This window comes from Lysinibacillus sp. UGB7 (genome assembly GCF_049058285.1).
GTDB lineage: Bacteria > Bacillota > Bacilli > Bacillales_A > Planococcaceae > Lysinibacillus > Lysinibacillus sphaericus_B.
Genome location: NZ_JBMGUV010000003.1, coordinates 38,103 through 56,340 on the forward strand (window position 1 = coordinate 38,103; position 18,238 = coordinate 56,340).

Annotated in this window: 20 protein-coding genes; 14 read left to right on the forward strand and 6 right to left on the reverse strand. The window is 37.6% G+C overall.

The features are described 5' to 3' along the window. The first annotated feature begins 12 nt into the window (after positions 1–12). The 5 genes from ctaD (at position 13) to ACOMCU_RS04075 (ending at position 4,456) form a co-directional block, all read left to right on the forward strand. Positions 13–1,899: a cytochrome c oxidase subunit I gene (ctaD, locus tag ACOMCU_RS04055; RefSeq protein ID WP_010858297.1), complete on the forward strand. Its 1,887-nt coding sequence runs from the start codon at positions 13–15 to the stop codon at positions 1,897–1,899. Further along, complete coding sequence (locus ACOMCU_RS04060) at positions 1,899–2,525, forward strand: cytochrome c oxidase subunit 3 (RefSeq protein WP_010858298.1); 627 nt, start codon at positions 1,899–1,901, stop codon at positions 2,523–2,525. The genes ctaD and ACOMCU_RS04060 overlap by 1 nt, the downstream gene beginning before the upstream one ends. Position 2,526: 1 nt before the next feature. Continuing rightward, the gene (locus ACOMCU_RS04065) at positions 2,527–2,871 is read left to right on the forward strand and encodes a cytochrome C oxidase subunit IV family protein (protein WP_010858299.1); all 345 of its coding nucleotides are present in this window, start codon (positions 2,527–2,529) and stop codon (positions 2,869–2,871) included. A 159-nt stretch (positions 2,872–3,030) separates the two neighbouring features. Then, on the forward strand, positions 3,031–3,960 hold the full coding sequence (gene ctaG, locus ACOMCU_RS04070; protein WP_010858300.1) for a cytochrome c oxidase assembly factor CtaG: 930 nt from the start codon (positions 3,031–3,033) through the stop codon (positions 3,958–3,960). A 34-nt stretch (positions 3,961–3,994) separates the two neighbouring features. After that, the gene (locus ACOMCU_RS04075; protein ID WP_010858301.1) at positions 3,995–4,456 is read left to right on the forward strand and encodes a DUF420 domain-containing protein; all 462 of its coding nucleotides are present in this window, start codon (positions 3,995–3,997) and stop codon (positions 4,454–4,456) included. 17 nt (positions 4,457–4,473) lie between these two features. On the opposite strand, the gene ytvI is transcribed toward ACOMCU_RS04075, so the two are convergent. Both ytvI and ACOMCU_RS04085 read right to left on the reverse strand, forming a co-directional pair. Beyond that, positions 4,474–5,538, reverse strand: coding sequence for a sporulation integral membrane protein YtvI (gene ytvI, locus ACOMCU_RS04080; protein WP_421049510.1), 1,065 nt, complete (start codon positions 5,536–5,538; stop codon positions 4,474–4,476). Positions 5,539–5,768: 230 nt separating this feature from the next. Beyond that, positions 5,769–6,134 carry a YugN family protein gene (locus tag ACOMCU_RS04085; protein WP_010858303.1) on the reverse strand — a complete coding sequence of 122 codons (366 nt, stop codon included), beginning with the start codon at positions 6,132–6,134 and terminating at the stop codon, positions 5,769–5,771. 148 nt (positions 6,135–6,282) lie between these two features. Here ACOMCU_RS04085 and ACOMCU_RS04090 point away from each other — a divergent pair, with 148 nt between their 5' ends. Next, positions 6,283–7,416 carry a CAP domain-containing protein gene (locus ACOMCU_RS04090; RefSeq protein ID WP_421049511.1) on the forward strand — a complete coding sequence of 378 codons (1,134 nt, stop codon included), beginning with the start codon at positions 6,283–6,285 and terminating at the stop codon, positions 7,414–7,416. 829 nt (positions 7,417–8,245) lie between these two features. After that, complete coding sequence (locus ACOMCU_RS04095; protein ID WP_421049512.1) at positions 8,246–9,718, forward strand: UDP-N-acetylmuramoyl-L-alanyl-D-glutamate--2,6-diaminopimelate ligase; 1,473 nt, start codon at positions 8,246–8,248, stop codon at positions 9,716–9,718. Here the strand turns inward: ACOMCU_RS04095 and ACOMCU_RS04100 are convergent. Beyond that, positions 9,696–10,199, reverse strand: coding sequence for a PaaI family thioesterase (locus ACOMCU_RS04100; protein WP_421049513.1), 504 nt, complete (start codon positions 10,197–10,199; stop codon positions 9,696–9,698). The two genes, ACOMCU_RS04095 and ACOMCU_RS04100, sit on opposite strands and share 23 nt — an antisense overlap. Positions 10,200–10,288: 89 nt before the next feature. Here ACOMCU_RS04100 and ACOMCU_RS04105 point away from each other — a divergent pair, with 89 nt between their 5' ends. From ACOMCU_RS04105 to ACOMCU_RS04115, 3 genes are all read left to right on the forward strand, one after another. Next, on the forward strand, positions 10,289–10,735 hold the full coding sequence (locus tag ACOMCU_RS04105) for a YlbF family regulator (protein ID WP_010858307.1): 447 nt from the start codon (positions 10,289–10,291) through the stop codon (positions 10,733–10,735). A 98-nt stretch (positions 10,736–10,833) separates the two neighbouring features. Next, on the forward strand, positions 10,834–11,886 hold the full coding sequence (locus ACOMCU_RS04110; protein WP_010858308.1) for a tartrate dehydrogenase: 1,053 nt from the start codon (positions 10,834–10,836) through the stop codon (positions 11,884–11,886). 38 nt (positions 11,887–11,924) lie between these two features. After that, positions 11,925–12,398, forward strand: coding sequence for a DinB family protein (locus tag ACOMCU_RS04115; RefSeq protein ID WP_421049514.1), 474 nt, complete (start codon positions 11,925–11,927; stop codon positions 12,396–12,398). A gap of 66 nt (positions 12,399–12,464) precedes the next feature. Here ACOMCU_RS04115 and ACOMCU_RS04120 read toward each other — a convergent pair whose 3' ends face one another. Next, entirely contained in the window at positions 12,465–13,370 is a 906-nt protein-coding gene (locus tag ACOMCU_RS04120) for a glycerophosphodiester phosphodiesterase (RefSeq protein WP_421049515.1), read from the reverse strand. 513 nt (positions 13,371–13,883) lie between these two features. On the opposite strand from ACOMCU_RS04120, the gene ACOMCU_RS04125 reads away from it, so the two are divergent. After that, positions 13,884–14,156 (forward strand): YlbG family protein, encoded by a 273-nt coding sequence (locus ACOMCU_RS04125; protein ID WP_010858311.1) that lies wholly within the window; start codon positions 13,884–13,886, stop codon positions 14,154–14,156. A 2-nt stretch (positions 14,157–14,158) separates the two neighbouring features. On the opposite strand, the gene ACOMCU_RS04130 is transcribed toward ACOMCU_RS04125, so the two are convergent. After that, on the reverse strand, positions 14,159–14,548 hold the full coding sequence (locus ACOMCU_RS04130; RefSeq protein WP_010858312.1) for a DUF7147 family protein: 390 nt from the start codon (positions 14,546–14,548) through the stop codon (positions 14,159–14,161). A 57-nt stretch (positions 14,549–14,605) separates the two neighbouring features. Here ACOMCU_RS04130 and ACOMCU_RS04135 point away from each other — a divergent pair, with 57 nt between their 5' ends. The 3 genes from ACOMCU_RS04135 to coaD all read left to right on the forward strand — a co-directional run bounded on the left by ACOMCU_RS04135 (position 14,606) and on the right by coaD (position 17,163). Next, entirely contained in the window at positions 14,606–16,027 is a 1,422-nt protein-coding gene (locus ACOMCU_RS04135) for an RNA polymerase II (RefSeq protein ID WP_421049516.1), read from the forward strand. A 76-nt stretch (positions 16,028–16,103) separates the two neighbouring features. After that, positions 16,104–16,670: a 16S rRNA (guanine(966)-N(2))-methyltransferase RsmD gene (rsmD, locus tag ACOMCU_RS04140; RefSeq protein ID WP_036129912.1), complete on the forward strand. Its 567-nt coding sequence runs from the start codon at positions 16,104–16,106 to the stop codon at positions 16,668–16,670. Position 16,671: 1 nt separating this feature from the next. Next, positions 16,672–17,163 carry a pantetheine-phosphate adenylyltransferase gene (gene coaD / locus ACOMCU_RS04145; protein WP_010858315.1) on the forward strand — a complete coding sequence of 164 codons (492 nt, stop codon included), beginning with the start codon at positions 16,672–16,674 and terminating at the stop codon, positions 17,161–17,163. Positions 17,164–17,270: 107 nt separating this feature from the next. Here coaD and ACOMCU_RS04150 read toward each other — a convergent pair whose 3' ends face one another. Next, on the reverse strand, positions 17,271–18,065 hold the full coding sequence (locus tag ACOMCU_RS04150) for a hypothetical protein (protein ID WP_010858316.1): 795 nt from the start codon (positions 18,063–18,065) through the stop codon (positions 17,271–17,273). Positions 18,066–18,238 lie beyond the last annotated feature (173 nt).

Genomic DNA, 18,238 nt, shown 5'->3' on the forward strand with positions numbered 1-18,238 from the left:
GAGGTAAGAGTTGTGAGCTCATACACACAGAAAAAGGGCTTTGGAGCAGCTATCTGGGACTACATTACAACTGTTGACCATAAAAAGTTAGCAGTAATGTATTTATTAGCAGGTACATTGTTCTTCGCTATCGCTGGCTTTGAAGCGTTATTAATGCGTATTCAATTAATGAAACCGAATAACGATTTCGTTTCAGCTGGTTTTTTCAATGAATTATTAACAATGCACGGAACGACAATGTTATTCCTAGCTGCGACTCCATTATTATTCGCATTTATGAACATGCTTGTACCATTACAAATTGGTGCACGTGACGTTGCATTCCCATTCCTTAACTCTTTAGGGTTCTGGTTATTCTTCCTAGGTGCTATTTTCCTGCACCTGTCATTCTTCATGGGTGGCGCTCCTGATGCGGGCTGGACATCTTATGCATCATTATCTTTATATTCTCCAGGACATGGTATTGACTTCTATGTACTTGGTTTACAAATTTCAGGGGCAGGTACATTAATTTCTGGTCTTAACTTCATCGTTACGATTATTACAATGCGTGCTCCAGGTATGACGTTCATGCGTATGCCTTTATTCACATGGACAGCACTAGTTTCAAGTGCATTAATCCTATTCGCCTTCCCTCCACTTACAATTGGTTTATTAATGATGTTATTTGACCGTATGTTCGGTGGTAACTTCTTTGACCATACAATGGGTGGTAACACAATTATTTGGGAACACTTATTCTGGATCTTCGGACACCCAGAGGTTTATATCTTAGTATTACCAGCATTTGGTTTATTCTCTGAGATTATTCCAGCATTTTCTCGTAAACGTTTATTCGGATACTCTTCAATGGTATTCGCAACAATCTTAATTGGTTTCTTAGGCTTCATGGTTTGGGCCCATCACATGTTTACAGTTGGTCTTGGGCCAACAGCAAACGCAATCTTCGCTGTTGCTACAATGGCAATTGCCGTTCCAACAGGTATGAAAGTATTCAACTGGATCTTAACTATTTGGGGCGGATCTATTAAAGTTACGACACCAATGCTTTATGCACTTGGTTTCATCCCGTCATTCGTTGCGGGTGGTGTTACAGGGGTAATGCAAGCAGCTGCTCCTCTTGACTACCAATTACACGATTCTTACTTTATCGTTGCTCACTTCCACTACGTAATCGTAGGTGGTATCGTATTAGCTTTATTTGGTTCAGCGCACTTCTACTGGCCAATTTTCTTCAACCGTATGTTAAACGAAACGCTTGGTAAAATTACTTTCTGGGTATTCTTTATCGGTTTCCATTTAACGTTCTTCCTTCAACATTTCTTAGGTTTAATGGGTATGCCACGTCGCGTATTCACTTACATGGAAGGTCAAGGTTGGGATCAGTTCAACTATATTTCTACAATCGGTGCATTGATGATGGGTGTAGGGGTTATCTTAATGGTAATCAACTGCTTAATGTCTATCAAAGGTAAACCAGCAGGTCGCGATCCATGGGGCGATGGACGTACATTAGAGTGGGCTATTCCACAGCCAATTCCATTCTATAACTTCCGTCAAACGCCACTTGTGCGTGGATTAGATCCTTATTGGATTGAAAAACAAGAAGGTAACAAAGAGGGTATGACATATGCTGAGCCACTTGGCGATATTCATATGCCAAACAACTCTGCAATTCCATTCGTTATTTCTTTAGGTATGTTTATCGCAGCATTCGGTGCACTTTATAATCCAGATGCTGATAAGCCATGGTCAATCTATGTATTAATCATTGGTCTTGCAATTACATTTGGTGCAATGATTGTCCGTTCTGTTAAAGACGATCACGGCTTCCACTTACACAAAGAAGATATTATCAAAATTGAAGAACAACTTTATGGCAAAGGAGGAAATAAATAATGGATTTCAATACTAAATTTACTCCTCATACTTGGCCAGATCATCCTGAACAAGCAACGCTAGAAGGTAAAAACAAAGTCGTTGGTTTCTGGATTTTCCTTGCATGTGAAGTTGTACTTTTCGCAAGTTTATTTGCTACTTACTTAGCACTTAAGAACAAAGGGCCAGCTGGCATGGAGTTCACAACACAAGATTTATTTGAATTACCGTTAGCTTTTGCAATGACGATGTTACTATTAACATCATCACTTACATCTGTTTATGCAATTTACCATATGCGTAACTTTAACTATAAAGGTATGCAAACTTGGTTAGCTATCACTTTACTTCTAGGCCTTGGCTTCTTGGCCCTTGAAATTTATGAGTTTTATCACTATGTGCATCTTGGTTTCACTTTTAACCAATCTGCATTCGCCACTGCGTTCTATTCGCTAGTAGGTACACACGGTTTCCACGTAACGTTAGGATTAGTTTGGATTACAACATTACTTATTCGTAATGCTAAACGTGGTCTTAACCTGTACAATGCGCCTAAATTCTTCGTGGCTGCTTTATACTGGCACTTTATCGACGTAGTTTGGGTATTTATCTTTACAGTAGTATACTTGATGGGAGTGATCGGATAATATGTCATCACACGATACACCTGTAGTTGCTAAGTCTCAAGCGCAATACGAATATGATCGTCATCATAATGCCGTTCATATGCGTAAACAAGTAATCAACTTTGCGATCATGATTTTCTTAACATTCATCGCATTCGCAGTTGTTGCAGCTGATTTTTCTAAATACTTAATATTCCCGTTCGTTTTATTGCTTGCTGGTGTTCAAGTTGTTCTTCAACTTTACGCTTTCATGCACTTAGAAGACAAAAAAACTCACTACGGTGGAGTAATTGGCTTCTTCATGTGGGTGGGGATGTTAATCGCATTTACGTTCTTCTTAGCATTCTTAACAATCATTTGGTGGTAAACCAGAAATGCACGTTCTCTACTTTTAGTAGAGACGTGCTTTTTTCGTTGGATACTAGAGAATACTACGCAATAGAAAATTGTTCACCTTTCGTTCATTGCAGTTCAACTGTATGCGTTTTATAATAGGAGTACTGAAGTTTAAAGGAGTGCGTACTGTATGCCACTTAGTATATTTGGTTTCCAAGCTTTATGGAGCCCGTATTTAATAGGGGTTCTCGTTTTCATAACTATTATCTATTTCTTAGTAACAACGAAATGGCGCAAAGATTTTAAAGTAAGTGAGCCGTTGAAAAAAGGAGAGGCAATATACTTCTTATTGGCAATGGTAACGATCTATATTATTAAAGGATCTCCAATCGATTTAATGGCACATATTATGTTTACAATGCATATGGTGCAAATGGCTATATTACTATTACTTGTGCCGATCTTCATTATTAAAGGAATTCCTTGGTGGGTATGGAAGGTAGTTATTGAGGCACCAGTTGTAAAACCTTTATTTAGAGTTTTAACTTTACCGGTCGTTGCGACAATTGTATTTATCGGTCTATTTTCTTTTTATCATTTGCCTTCAGTCTTAGACTACATTAAATTAAATGAGACTTTACATAGTACATACACTTTTGTATTATTTATTTCTTCGGGTTTAATGTACTGGCCAATAATTCAACAAATGCCAGAAAGTTCTCAAATGAAGCCTTTGTATAAGTTAGCTTACATTATTGCAAACGCAGTATTAATTACACCTGCATGTGCTTTAATTATTTTTGCTCCCAATGCGATGTATGAAACGTATACAAATGGTGATGCTTGGTTAAAAGCAATGGAGCTTTGTGTACCGGCTTCTACATTATCGGGCTTGTCTTTATCGGGACCAGAGCTATTTACAGATATGAAACCTGTTGCGGATCAACAACTTGGCGGCGTACTTATGAAAATACTGCAAGAGCTTATCTTTGGTGTTTTAATCGCTTCTATTTTTACAAAATGGTATCGCTCAGAACAAAAAGATCCCGATAAAATTACTGCAGATGCCTTAAAGGCGCACCAACAGAAATGGGAAAGCGAACATCAACATCAGCTATAAAAGAGAAATTTACATTGTATAAGGAGTTTTGTGCATGGAAATACAAATGTTGCCTACTATTAGTACGTCATTTATCGTCATTAGTGCTGTATTAGTAGCAATTGGTTGGGGCTTAATCATGAAGGGGAAGGTAGAGGCACATAAAAAAGTAATGTTAGCTGCTGGTGCTGCTGCACTTATTTTCTTTATCATTTATGCTTCACGTACAATCTTTATTGGAAATACTGCGTTTGGTGGCGGTGAGGATTTAAAACCGTATTACACATTCTTTTTAATATTCCATATTACTCTTGCGACAGTGGGAGCAGTATTCGGTATTGTAAGTATTATTTCAGGTTTGAAAACAAAGATTAAGCTTCACCGTCGAATCGGACCTATTACAAGTATTATTTGGTTCTTCGTAGCCATTACAGGTGTAATGGTGTACATGTTATTGTATATCCTGTTTGAACCAGGTGAAACAACGTCAGTTATTAAAGCAATTTTAGGGTTTTAACATATAAATCTCCCTCCTTACTCTTGAGAAGGAGGGAGATTTTTTATATCGTTTTGGTTAAAAAGAGAAAGGACAACGACAACGAGTAAAGGTCCGATTAAAATGCCGAGAAACCCAAAAACTTTAAAACCGATAAACATTGCGACAAACGTGGAAAGGGAAGATAGCCCAATCTTATCGCCAATAATTTTTGGTTCAATCATTCGACGCACTAAAAAAAGTACGATTGTAAGAACAAGTAAGGAGAAGGCAAATACATATTGTCCTGTTAGTGCTTTGTAAATGGCCCATGGTATTAGTAATATAAATGAGTCTAGAAATGGAATGACATCTAATAACACAAGTAACAGTGCTAAAATTAAAGGAAAAGGCGTTTTTAATAAAAAAAAGGCTGCTAAAGCTATTGTAAAAATACAAATACCGACAAGGAATTGAGCCTTCACAAATCCAAATAAAGCAACCTTGACCCGCTGGCCAATAAATAGTATTTTTTGGTGATGATGAAAAGGAATGGGGGCTAATATTTTTTGATTAATAGATGGTAATTCTAACAGTAGCATATAGAGAACTATCCAATAAACGAATATATCAAACAAACGTGAAGATAGATGTGTAATTAACGATGACCAAACATTCAAGTTTGTTAAAGAAAAAGCAAATTTTTCAATGGATGCTAGTGAACGTGTGATGAAGAGTTGAATTTGTGTAACAAGTTCTAAAGGCAAATGATATGTGTAATTGGCTAGCTTTGATTGAATTTGAATCCAAAGTGCAGACAATTGGTTGAGGTAGTCTGGTATATGGAGTAAAAAAGATGAAAATTGTTTCCAACTAATAAATGCAGCAAGAATACATAAGATAAGTGTTAAGAAAAAAAACAACAAAAAGAAAATGGAAACGACAATTTTTCTCTTTTTTCGAAAACGTTTGCTGATACGGATAATGACAGGTTCTAACAGTAGTGCCGTAACGTAGGCAAGTAGGACTGGTAAAGATAAGGATATGAACCACAGTATAATAATTCCGATAGCAATGATGATTATTGGATGGCGAAAAAAGGGCCTTTTGAAAAATTGTATCATTAACTTCACCTACATCATTTGAAAGATATCGTTAGTATGAGGAGAAAAAATTATTTTACTCAAAATAAAAAAGACTGGACCACCAGTCTTTTCAAAGCTTATAGGCATTACACGCAAGGCCAACCTAAAGTTAGTATACCATCTACTATGCTGTCATTAAAAACATAGTTTGCTGATTGCTACTATTTGCCGACATACGTGCTAAATGTTTTGTATATTCTATTATTACATTAGACGCGAACTTCATAAGCTTCAAGATCTAATCTTACTTTTTTTAAGATCTCATCACATTTTTTAACAAGGTGCGCTGGGAAAATTTCATCTTCCCCATACTCTACACCATGTGGATAGTAATATTTACCAAGTGCTGGCTTCATTAAAGTTAGAACTGCATCGTGTGCTCCAACATCACCAGATTTAGCATATGCGAATACGCGTAGGTAGTAACGACCTTCACGAGTATCGAAACGACGATCAAAAGTCATACGTTCATAATCCCAGCCACCGTCACATTCAAGACCGTTCTTATTCATAACGCTTTCAATTAGTTCTTGGTCAGCTGTTAAATTTTCAAGGTTAGTATTTTCAAAATACATCTAATAATCCTCCTTTAGCTTTTCGTACAAAGTATACGCTCATTTTTATAATAGAGCATATTCGACATTGTTGCAATGACAACATTGTGTCAACACGATTACAATTGATATAATAAATTACAATAATGGTGATGGAAAGGGGTCAAGTATGAAAGCTTTATTTCGCATTTTAATTGTATGTGCAGCAATTGCGTTTATCGGCTTTATGTTCTTTAATACTGCACGGGAAAATGAACCACTAGAAGGCCCAAATGCTAAGTCTAATGTTATTCCAAAGACAGAGCTGAAGCAACCAGAGATGGGGGCAATGGCCCGTCCGAAAAGTGGTATGTCAACACTTGTCGGACAGGAAACACGAGTAGTATTGGAACAACATGGTGAACCAGCAAGAAAAGAGCCATCATCATATGGTTATGAATGGTGGGTTTATAAGACAAGCGTTTCCTCATTTTTTATGGTTGGTGTGCAAAATAATATTGTGACACAAGTATACATAGCAGGTGATAAACTAGATGCAGCACCATTTAAAATTGGTCAGAAGCGTGATGAAATTTATCGAATGACAATTATTGATTATGAAGTGGCTGCCAATGTTGGTGAAAATATTTTCGTTTTCTCGATGAGTGAGGAAGATATGCAGACACGATTGCTTGTGAAGTTTGATGGGCTTTTTGCACAGCTCTATATAGATGGAGAAACAGGTGAATTACAAGGTGTACGCTTTACAGATAGCGAGACGCTCGTACTACATCAACCGTATGAAATGATTTACCAAGGTGAGCTAGTCATACCAACTCCACCATCCTCGTTTTTACAGCAAGATATTAACTTGGCAAGTGCAGCCCAGCTAGATGATTTAATAAATGTAACAAGAGTTCATCATGATTTAGCACCAGTAGAAATGGATGATGCATTAGATGAAGTAGCGAGAAAGCATAGTGAAGATATGAAGGTGCAAAATTTTCTCTCACATGAATCACCAACAAATGGTGATTTGAAGAAGCGGTTAGAGGCATATGAAATTGCCTATAATGAAGCGAATGAAAATCTAGCAACTGCTTATTTCGACGCCATTGAGGCGATGCATGGTTGGCTCAATTCTCCTGAACATCGTAAAGTAATCTTAAGCGATAAATATTCGCTTGTCGGATCGGGCGTTTTTTTAAATTACTATACACAAATTTTTATCGAACCGACTGAGCACAGTATGGACAGTGAGCTAGAGGATAGCGAAGAACCAGAAGATAATGCAGACGAAACTTCAGATCAAACAATTCAATAATGAAAAATTGGTTGTTTTACGTATAAGACTGCCTCTCAGACTGTAGATAAACTCGAACAATTTCGAGTTGGCTGACACCCAACATTTACTGATTAGAAATATAGTCAATGACAAATAGGTATTGAGAGAAGCACTTCATAATACCTTTTGTCGTTTTTGAAGGTAGTTGAGTTCAAATTTCCCCTGAATTTTATGTATGAATCGACTCTATTTCCGATTTCTTCACGAGCTAAATTCAGCTCTTCTTGAAGCTTTTCCTCGTAAGCAGGTGTTTCTGTCCTTCTTGTCATACTTGCATTTATTGGCACCCGCTTTCACATGAGCGGAATCAACGAATACATGGTCTTCTGATAATACACCACGGTTCATAATCTCTTTTAAGGTGTGGAAAAAAAGCTGTTCAATTGTCAGGATTTCAGCTTTTCACGCTCATTGATTTTTCGTCATCATGTTTAAGAACAGAATCAGTACGCGATACAAGTTGATTGGAGTGGAAGGTGCGAAACCACTACAGGAACAGCACGTGCGGAAAATCCATTTTTGTGGCAACCCGCTGCAAAAATTTGTTGGAGCCATGCCTGCGGAAAGGGAGCGCCTGGAACGGAAATCAACGGTTTCTTACTATTTATTCTAAAAAGAGGTTGTCTTGCATATAAGATAACCTCTTTTTTTATGTCGTCTTCTTATGTGGGAAAATTTAAACACTTAGCGTTGCTGCTCTGACTGGTGCAAATAGTGTGTAGTAAGTGACTGTTAAGCCATCGACTTTTTTCGTCACAACATTACAAACACCGTCATATGATAGAGAACTGAAAGGAGGAATGAGACAATGCAATTAGCTGAGTTGTTAAAAGACTGGCCGTGCAGTGTGACAGGTGGATCGATTCGAACAACTATTACTGGTGTTGAGGATTACGCACAGGCGGTGAAACCTGGGGATATTTTTGTTGTGCGCAAAGGCAAGAAAACATCCGGGAGCCGGTTTGTAAAAGAAGCATTAGCCAGAGGTGCTGCTGCCATTGTATCTGAGGAAAGTATTTCATTACCCGTCACTGATCAAAATATTCCTTTCGTATGGGTACCAAATACCGCATTGTTTTTATCATTTGCTAGTGCAAAACTTGCGGCCTTTCCTGCAGAGGCTTTAACCGTTGTTGCGATTACAGGAACAAATGGTAAAACGACAGTGAGCCATTTTGTTAGTCAATTATTAAAAGCGTTACATAACGATGTAGCCGTTATTGGAACAGTTGGTTTCTTCATTAATGGGCAAAGGCAACAAACATCGTATGAGCAGTTGACAACATTACAGGCAAAAGAGCTACAGCCAATATTAAAACAATGTGTGCGTCAAGGAGTGACACATGTTGTTTTAGAAGCCTCTTCGATGGGTTTACAACAACATAGACTTGATCATTGTGATATTGATTGTGGTGTATTTTTGAACTTGTCAGAGGATCACCTAGAGGATCATGGGGGATTAGAGGCATATAAACGAGCGAAAAAAAGATTGGCAGACTTGTCAAAGAAACTTGTGTTGAATGGAGACGACAATTTTTGCCGCTCAGTCGGTATATACGATAAGAAAAAATCGTGTTCATTTGGCTTTGATAATCACAATGATTTACATATTCAAATTGTGAGTGAGACACGGGGAAAAACAGTACTTTGTTTGCAAACATCAAAGAGCGAGCATATAGTAGCTATCCCTTTTGTTGGTAAGTACCATGTGCAAAATTCAGTGGCCGCATTAATGGCTGTTTGGCGTCTTGGTTATTCAATTGAAGAGATAGCTGAGCATATGTGGGCATTAAAATTACCTGAAGGGAGACTCGAAAAAATTGACAATCCTCTTGGTATTGATGTCTACGTAGATTATGCCCATACAGCAGAGGCACTACAGGCTGTTTTACAAACTTTTGATAGCAAGAAGACGCTACTCCTTGTTTTTAGCTGCGGCGGCAATCGAGACAAGGCAAAACGCTTTGCGATGGGCGCGGTGGCCAGTAAATATGCTGATATAATTTTTTTAACGACTGATAATCCCCGCGATGAGGATCCTATCTTAATTAATGAAAGTATTATTGCGGGTTTTTCTGAACAACAGTATTATGAAATTTTTTTAGATCGCAGGGTTGCAATTCATCAGGCCTTGGCAAAGGCACAAAAAGGAGATATTGTCCTTGTTGCTGGAAAAGGGCATGAACAGACGCAACAAATAAAGAATCTTAAGTTCCCTTTTTCTGATCAACAATGTATTCAAGATTATTTTACCAATCTTATGATTGGCGACGTTGAATGACGAAGAAAGAAGCTGTGGCAGTAGCGAGTTGGCGGCCTGTTTCATCCTCGATATCACATGCCATCACGAGTGTTTGTCGTCCCTTATGTACAAAACGTCCGCGTGCAATTAATTCTTTATTTGTAGTTGTTGCAATATAAGAAATGTTGATATTAGTCGTTACAACATTAAAACCCTCTGCTACAGAACGTGAAGCTAGTCCTCCCATTGCTGCGTCAGCAACGGTTGCAATGATTCCTCCATGTGGTACTTTAATTGTATTATGAATAACCGGTGTAATTGGAATACGGACCTCACTGACCTCAGGCTCGAATTTGCCCACCATGTGCAAGGTAGCGTTAATGTAACGGCGATGGATTCCTTGTTGCTTTTGGCGAAGTCCGCTTAGCAAATGTAGTAAAACTTCCTCATCCTCCATAGTACTATTTTGTAAAATATCTGCTAGTAAATCTTCTATTTGTTCTTTAGATGAAGGTAACAAGTTTAAAAACTCCTTTATAATTGAAATATCAATAATGTAAAATTACCATAAAATCTGTTATGATGGGTAAGAGATTGGGGGAATTAAAAATGATGATGACCTCTGAATGGGCAATCATTTTGGATGAGGCTGATGCGCTTTGTGAGATGATTCTGTCCTCTGAACCTGCAAATACGCTGGAGGAGGCGTATAAGGCTGTATATAGCGATGCTCATTTAGTGGGAGCTATTCACGCTTTTGGCCGCATGAAGGAGCAATACGAAGATGTACAACGTTTCGGAAAATATCATCCGGACTATCATACAATAATGAAATCGATTCGTCAGCAAAAGCGCGAACTTGATTTAAATGAAAAAGTTGCAGCATTAAAGATAGCTGAAAACGATTTTCAAGATTTACTTGATGAAATTAGCTTGCTAATTGGGAAAACAGTATCAGAAGCGGTAAAAGTTCCTGTAAGTAACCCTTTCTTTGCATCCAATTCTTCATGTGGAAGTGGCTGTGGCTCTGGGGGCTCTTGCTCCTGCTCCGCCTAAAATAGAGGAAGTGTCCAAACGACGCTTCTTCTATTTTTTTTATGCGAAAAATTGTATAGTAATTGTGTAAGGAAGGTAAGAAATAGGGGGTACTGTAGATGAAGACATATCGAATTGCCGTTATACCTGGAGATGGTATTGGAAAAGAGGTTGTCCCAGCGGCGATGAAAGTACTTGATAAGGCTGCACAATTAGATGGGGATTTTCGATTTGAATGGACTACTTTCACATGGGGGTGCGATTATTATTTAGAGACAGGGAAAATGATGCCTGATGATGGAATTGAAATATTAAAAGGCTACGACCAGATTTTTTTAGGTGCTGTTGGTATGCCTGAGATGGTGCCTGATCACATTTCACTATGGGGGCTACTGATTAAGATTCGCCGTGAAATGAAGCAATCGATTAATGTACGTCCAGCAAAATTAATACAAGGATTACCTTCACCATTGCGCAATCCTAATGGTTTTGATTTTGTTGTTGTTCGTGAAAACTCAGAAGGAGAATATGCTGAGAGTGGTGGGCGTATTCATAGTGGACAGGATGAAGTGGCGATTCAAAATGCTATTTTCACAAGAAAGGGTACAGAACGTGCAATACGATATGCTTTTGATATGGCAAAATCCCGACGTCAGCATGTCACGAGTGCTACAAAATCAAATGGATTAACATACAGTATGCCTTTTTGGGATGAAGTTTTTGCTGAAGTGGGTAGAGATTATGAGGATATTGGACAAGTATCAAATCATATTGATGCATTAGCTGCATTTCTAGTGATGAAGCCAGAAAACTTTGATGTCATCGTCGCATCGAATTTATTCGGTGATATTTTAACCGATTTAGGTGGCGCTATTATGGGCAGTATCGGCATTGCGCCAGCGGCAAACTTAAATATTGAACGGCTATATCCATCAATGTTTGAGCCCGTACATGGCTCTGCCCCTGATATTGCAGGACAAGGTATCGCTAATCCACTGGGCCAAATATGGACAGGTAAAATGATGCTTGATTTTTTAGGCTATCAAGAGCTAGGTAAAAGAGTGCTAAATGCGATTGAAGACACCTTATCACAAGGTATAAAAACTGCTGATTTGGGCGGCACAGCGACATTACAAGATGTGACAGATGCCGTATTACATTATTTACAATAAAGTCGTTGCTTAAAAAAGTATAGGGTGGGGATGACTTAATGCTAAATTTTTTTGTGTATAACTGGCAAGTAAGAGATGAATGGTTTCAGTGGTGTCATCAGCTGTGTATCGATGAATTATTAAAGCGCCGTACTGGTGGAGCAGGAAGTATTTTATATACGTTATTTCATATTATAGATGTTGAGTATAGCTGGATTCGTGGTATTCAACACAAAGAAGACAGAATATTTAGTTTTAAAGATTACAGAACGCTTGAAAAGATTGAAATGCTCTCAACAAAATTGCGGAACGAAATAATTGAATTTTTAAAGACCAATAAGGAATTTAATGATGAGGTTGTAACAGTCGCTTGGGATGAAAATGAATATACAAAAAACGACATATTACATCATGTTATTGTTCATGAAATTCATCATATTGGACAGCTTTCTGTCTGGGCAAGAGAAATAGCTTTACCTCCTGTTCCTGCAAATTATATTGGTAGAGATTTTAAGTCTTATGTTAAAGACTAAAACAAGAGGTAAGGGCATTTATAAAGAGCCCTTACCTCTTGTAACAGATTTGAATTCTTCATACGATTATTCTTGTGTTTTTAATAGCTCCACAGCTATATCAGGTCGATCAGTAATGATACCTTTTGCACCGTTGTGAATTAATTTATTCATAGTTGTTTCATCATTGATTGTCCAATAGTGTACAGGAATGTTTAAATTGTTTAAAAACTGAATAAATTTCGGTGAATCTAGCGTGACAACTCCTGATTTCGGAGGGAGTTGAAAAACATCTACTTTTGGATGATATAAATGGCCGAATTGGCTAGAAAACGCAGTGAATGCTTTTCGTACATCTGATTCACCAGCACCTAATGCAACTTGGTTTTGTGCATACAAATTAAAACGGTCTATCTGTTCCCCGTAAAGGCTTGTGACAATCACACGATTTTCTGCGCTCAGCTCTTCAATTAAACGCCAAAGCTTGGACGGCATTAAACTACCCTCATACGTATCAGGAGCATCTTTAATATCAATATTTACCAACATATTTGGATAGCTTTCTAGTAGTTCGCGCAGTGTGACAACATCTGTTTTTACATCTCGGTAAGGGTTTCCCCCCTGTAAATCTTCGAAATGATAGCCGTGATTCAATGCGTTGATTTCTGCTAATGTCATGTCTGCCACTAGACCGTAACCATCAGTCGTACGTTCGACCGTAGCATCATGAAAGACGATAATTTCCTCGTCTTTTGTTAAACGAATGTCTATTTCAAAGCCGTCTACACCAAGTTGTGCGGATTTTTCAAAAGCAAGCACTGTATGCTCAGGTGCTAAATGGGCTCCGCCGCGGTGCGCAATAATAATCGGACGATCATATTGTAATGCTTGTTTTTCTTCACGTTGCTGAGGTTTAGATATAGCTTTACTACCTGCCCAAGCTGCTGCACTAGCTGCAGCGATTGCAAGTGCTATGTTTGTTTTTTTACCCATATTCGTCCTCCTTGACAATCAAATTAATAAAAAAGGTACTGGTGAATTCACTATTTTTTATCTTGATTTAATTGATGTACAAACACCGTTTGAATCTGCGAAACCATGACAAAAGCACTTCGCACTAAGACAATTTACCTGTGCGATAACGGACGCCTGTGAAGCAAAATCCAGTTTGTCATAAGCTCCTGCGGTTGTCTCAAATTATGAAGGATAAAAATTTTGTTAGCTTAAAACACAACCCATTCATAAGAATAAGGTTTAACTGACCTGTTCAACGCGCTTGTTTAAAACATTTTAAAATCGAGATGTAACGATGATGAGACGTAATTAAATGGCTAAACTTAAGTGCTTTTAAAGCACTTTTATCTAGCATAAGTAAATGGAATCTGTCGATAAACGCGCTATGCTTTTCCATTATAACGGAAAAACGAGCGTTCTGTCAGCTAAACTCTGTTGCTATCATTTTCCGGTCTATGGTATTCTTTTATGTAAGAAATGAGGGAAAACTATATGAACGAACGACAAGGGCTGATCGTTTACGTCCATCAATTAAAACATGCAAAGTCACTTCGAAAATATGGTCATGTTCATTATATTTCTCGTAAGCAAAAATATGTAGTGCTTTATTGCGATCGAGAGGACATTGAAATGATGACAACAAAACTACAACGCCTTCCTTTTGTGAAAGACGTTGTGGAATCTTACCGTCCATTCGTTAAAACTGAGTTCGAAAATGCTAAACCAGATAAAGCGAAGGAATATGACTATAAAGCGGGTCTTTAAGCTTAGTTTAATGCTGGGATATAGTGATGTAGTCTCATTATTCCAATTAAGTATTGATAAAATAGTTTTGGCTCCGAAAATATAGATGAGTGCTTTATTTCTACAACAACCGCTTTACGACCTAGTTGTTCAATACATTCTTCGAACATGATTTGACGCTTTGAAGGCTTTTCCTCATTAAAAGGAATGCCTTCACGACAAATATAAATCGGCATGAATTTACTTTCACCTACTGGTTTTAAAGCGACAGCTAAAGAGGCAACCTTTTTTTCTTCTTTTGTGGATGTTAGTATAAAGGCTTGATGGAAGCGCTCTTGATTGGTTTTAATCATTTCAAGTAGCTCATATACATCACCATAGCCTTCACCTAATTCTATAAATTGTTGTGGCATTTAAACTTGCACATCCTTTCCAATACACATAGTATCATGCTGCGGGAGGTCAAGCACATGAAATTTGCAATGAGTTTTTTTTCCATTCTTGCACTAATTATTACAGGAACAATATTTTTCCAGTATCAAGCGTATTCATCAGATTTAGAAACGGGAAATGGAGAATTCCATTACTCACAGGAAATTGAAATTGTCTATCGTGAAAACAGTCTAGATATCAGACAGCATTTTAAAAACTTGCCAAATCAAAAAGTGAAAATAAAGTGGCCCAAAAATGCGATAGATCCAAGTTGTTTTATCGAAAACGAGAAAAGCTGTAATCGTTTATCGCAAGAAGTATCCTATTTTGCAAAAGGCGATACTAAATCACAGTCTGTTTCGTACATAATTCCTATCGAGGGCGGCTTAAAAGATAAAATGCTACTACAAAACGTTTTGGCAACATTAACAAACGGTGACGCATCTTATACTGTTATGCATATTTCAACAGATAGCAAAACGGTCGGTCAATGGATAACAGGTTTACCATTAGTAGGACAACAGCAATTATCACTCGTTAACTACACAATGTTTAGTGGTAATGGCACAGTTCGTGATATTTATTGGCAGGCTGGAAATCTTAAGGTGCAAGAACAGACGCCAGTTTTATCAATTTATGCACAGCAGGCGATTTCGAAAGATTTCTTAAAGTCTCTGGAAACACTGAAATTTTTAAATAATGAACATATATCCATTATTCAAGAAACCAGTCCAGTAGCGGGGCACGATGATCGACTTTTATTTTTACCAACGCTAACTGCACAAGCAGTAGAGCAGGAAGTTGTACTTTCACAAATTAAATCACAATTTACGTTTGAAGATTCACCAGCATGGTTGCAAGAAGTTGTGGCATCCTACCTAGTGAAAGAAACTATTGGCTCGGATAAGACAAAGGAAATAGTTAAAACCTTAAAAGAGTTTATGACAGCTAACCAAGAGTCGGCATGGCAAAAAGCTTTGGACACTCTCGGAGAGGAATCAATTTCTCCTACGACAATGGACGAGCTTTTATCGGACGTGTTAGACGCCAAAACTTCTTATTTTAAGTTAAATGCTGCGCAAGAAAATGGTACGTATCCGTTATTGTTTGAAGATGATCGTAGTGTATATGTAGATGACACAATCAAACAAGATGTTCAGGTTATTTTCTATGAGGGTCAAACTTTATATACAGCTGATACACTGCTACCACACCTTGGCTATACTGCTGGTGAGGGGGAAAATGGGTATTACGTAAATAATGACAATCGTACATTCCGATTCCCGAAAGATCCAGGATTCTACGTATTCAATCAACGTAGATATTCCACAATTTCAGAACCAATCATTAAAATTGCGAATCGTTATTATGTAGAAGAAGCTTGGTTACAACGTTTATTCCTTGTAGAATTACAAAAAAGTGATGATCGTATCCAAGTATTAACACAAGAACAAGAATAATTTTTTGCAGCGGAGGTGTCCTTTCGCTGCAAAAATGCTTTCTATAAGTAAAAGAAAGTATGGTGACACGCATCTTATGAGAGTAGTAGCAGGAGAACGCAAAGGGATGCCATTAAAGGCGATTACAGGTAATACGACGAGACCAACAACAGACAAAGTAAAGGAATCAATCTTTAATATTATTGGTCCTTTTTTTGATGGAGGTATTGCACTCGATTTATTTGCTGGGAGTGGAGGACTTGGTATTGAGTCGTTAAGCCGAGGGGCCCAGGAAGCGGTTTTTATTGAAAAGGATGCGAAGGCATTTCAAGTTTTACAAGAAAACATAAAAAAATGTCGTTATGAGGAGTGCTCTGAGCTTTTTCGTATCGATGCTAAACGTGCTGTGAAAGCGCTCTTAAAACGTGAAATCTCGTTTAAGCTAGTATTTCTAGATCCGCCCTATCATCACAAAGAGTACTACGATTTAGTGCAAGTGCTTGTAGACAATGATAAAGTACAACGTGATGGCATTATTTTATGTGAACATGCGAAAGAAGTAATATTACCACATAGCTTTGGAGCTTTTATATTACAGAGACAAGAAACATATGGCGGAACGATTATTTCAGTTTATCGTTGTGCAGGGGAAGAGGGAGAGTAAGTTGTCAGAGAAAATTGCTGTAGTTCCTGGAAGTTTTGATCCTGTGACATTTGGGCACTTAGATATTATTAAACGTGCAGCAGATGTATTCGATGTGGTCTATGTTGCTGTTTTAAACAATTCATCGAAACAGCCATTATTTTCAGTAGAAGAACGCATGGCTTTAATGGCTGAGGTTACTAAAACATTGCCTAATGTTCGTATTGAATGTTCTTCTGGTCTTCTTATCAATTATGCAAAAGAAAAGAATGCAAAAGCTATTGTCCGAGGCTTACGGGCAGTTTCAGATTTTGAATACGAAATGCAAATTACTTCAATGAACCGTTTTCTTGATGAAACGATTGAAACATTTTTCATCATGACAAAAAACCAATATTCATTTTTAAGTTCTAGCATTGTAAAAGAGGTAGCGAAGTATGGCGGCAATGTTCGTGAACTTGTTCCTGTTTGCGTAGAACAGGCTTTAAAAGAAAAATACGGCTTTGCCAACTAATGAGAAGAGGATGTCTTAATAAGGAGACATCCTCTTCTTTATATGCACCCAACATGAACAATATTTTAACAGTAGTCATTGCCAAGAAAAAATTACCGATAGACTGTTTATTTCATGAAGAATACAGCATAAATAGTTGGCACAATGATTATGCTAAGAAGGCGGAATTTAATATATGGACGAACGGAAAGTTTGGCAGATTTGGCAATAACGAAAATTTGTAAATGGATACTAATACTTTGCATCGTCAATAATATTACAACTAGTAATGGTAAATATGTAAAGCTTGGTAAGGCTGTAACCGTCATTTTCAGTCCATTTGTTACTTCGAGAATTGCGGCTATCGATAATTCTGCTGACTGAGGGAGATTAGGTAGCATTTTGTCTAATCCTTGTTGCACGATGGTTTGAATAGTGGTGAAAAAAATAATGGTTGTTCCAACTAAAAGAATAGTTGGTGCTGTTTCTTTAATGCTTTCTGAAAATGGGGCTGCATACAAAGTTGAATTGTGTAAAGAAATGGTAGGTGGGTCGGTTTTTCGAAATAAAAAATAACCGACTACTAAGCAACAAATATTAAAACTATGTAGTAAACATAAAAACAGCCATCCGAACGTATTACTGTGTAATAAATCAAGACTCACAAAGCCAAGTACAAAAAGCGGACTTGGTGCATGACAAACAGCCAATAAAAAATTTGCTTCTTTAGGGTGTAGTTGTCCGCTATTTTTTAAATAAACAATGGTTGTTGCACCTGTAGGATAACCGCCGAGTGCGCTAATAAGATAGGCTTGTACGTATAAAGAAGCCCTTTTCGTTTTCGTACGCATGGGAGCGGTTAAACGGAGTAACCATTGCGTTAAAATAAGATAAGGTAGTAAATACGGAAATAGCGCCTCCATAAAAAGGTTTACTCCTAAATCAGTGCCAGTATGAGCAGTTTGTGGGAATAACAAGAGTAATAGAATAAGAAGTATGCAGAGCGCTATTTGAATTGTCGCAAACATATTATCATCTCGTTTCAACTTTTTGTCATTCACATAGGCAAATGCTAAAATCAATATATGTCAGAAAG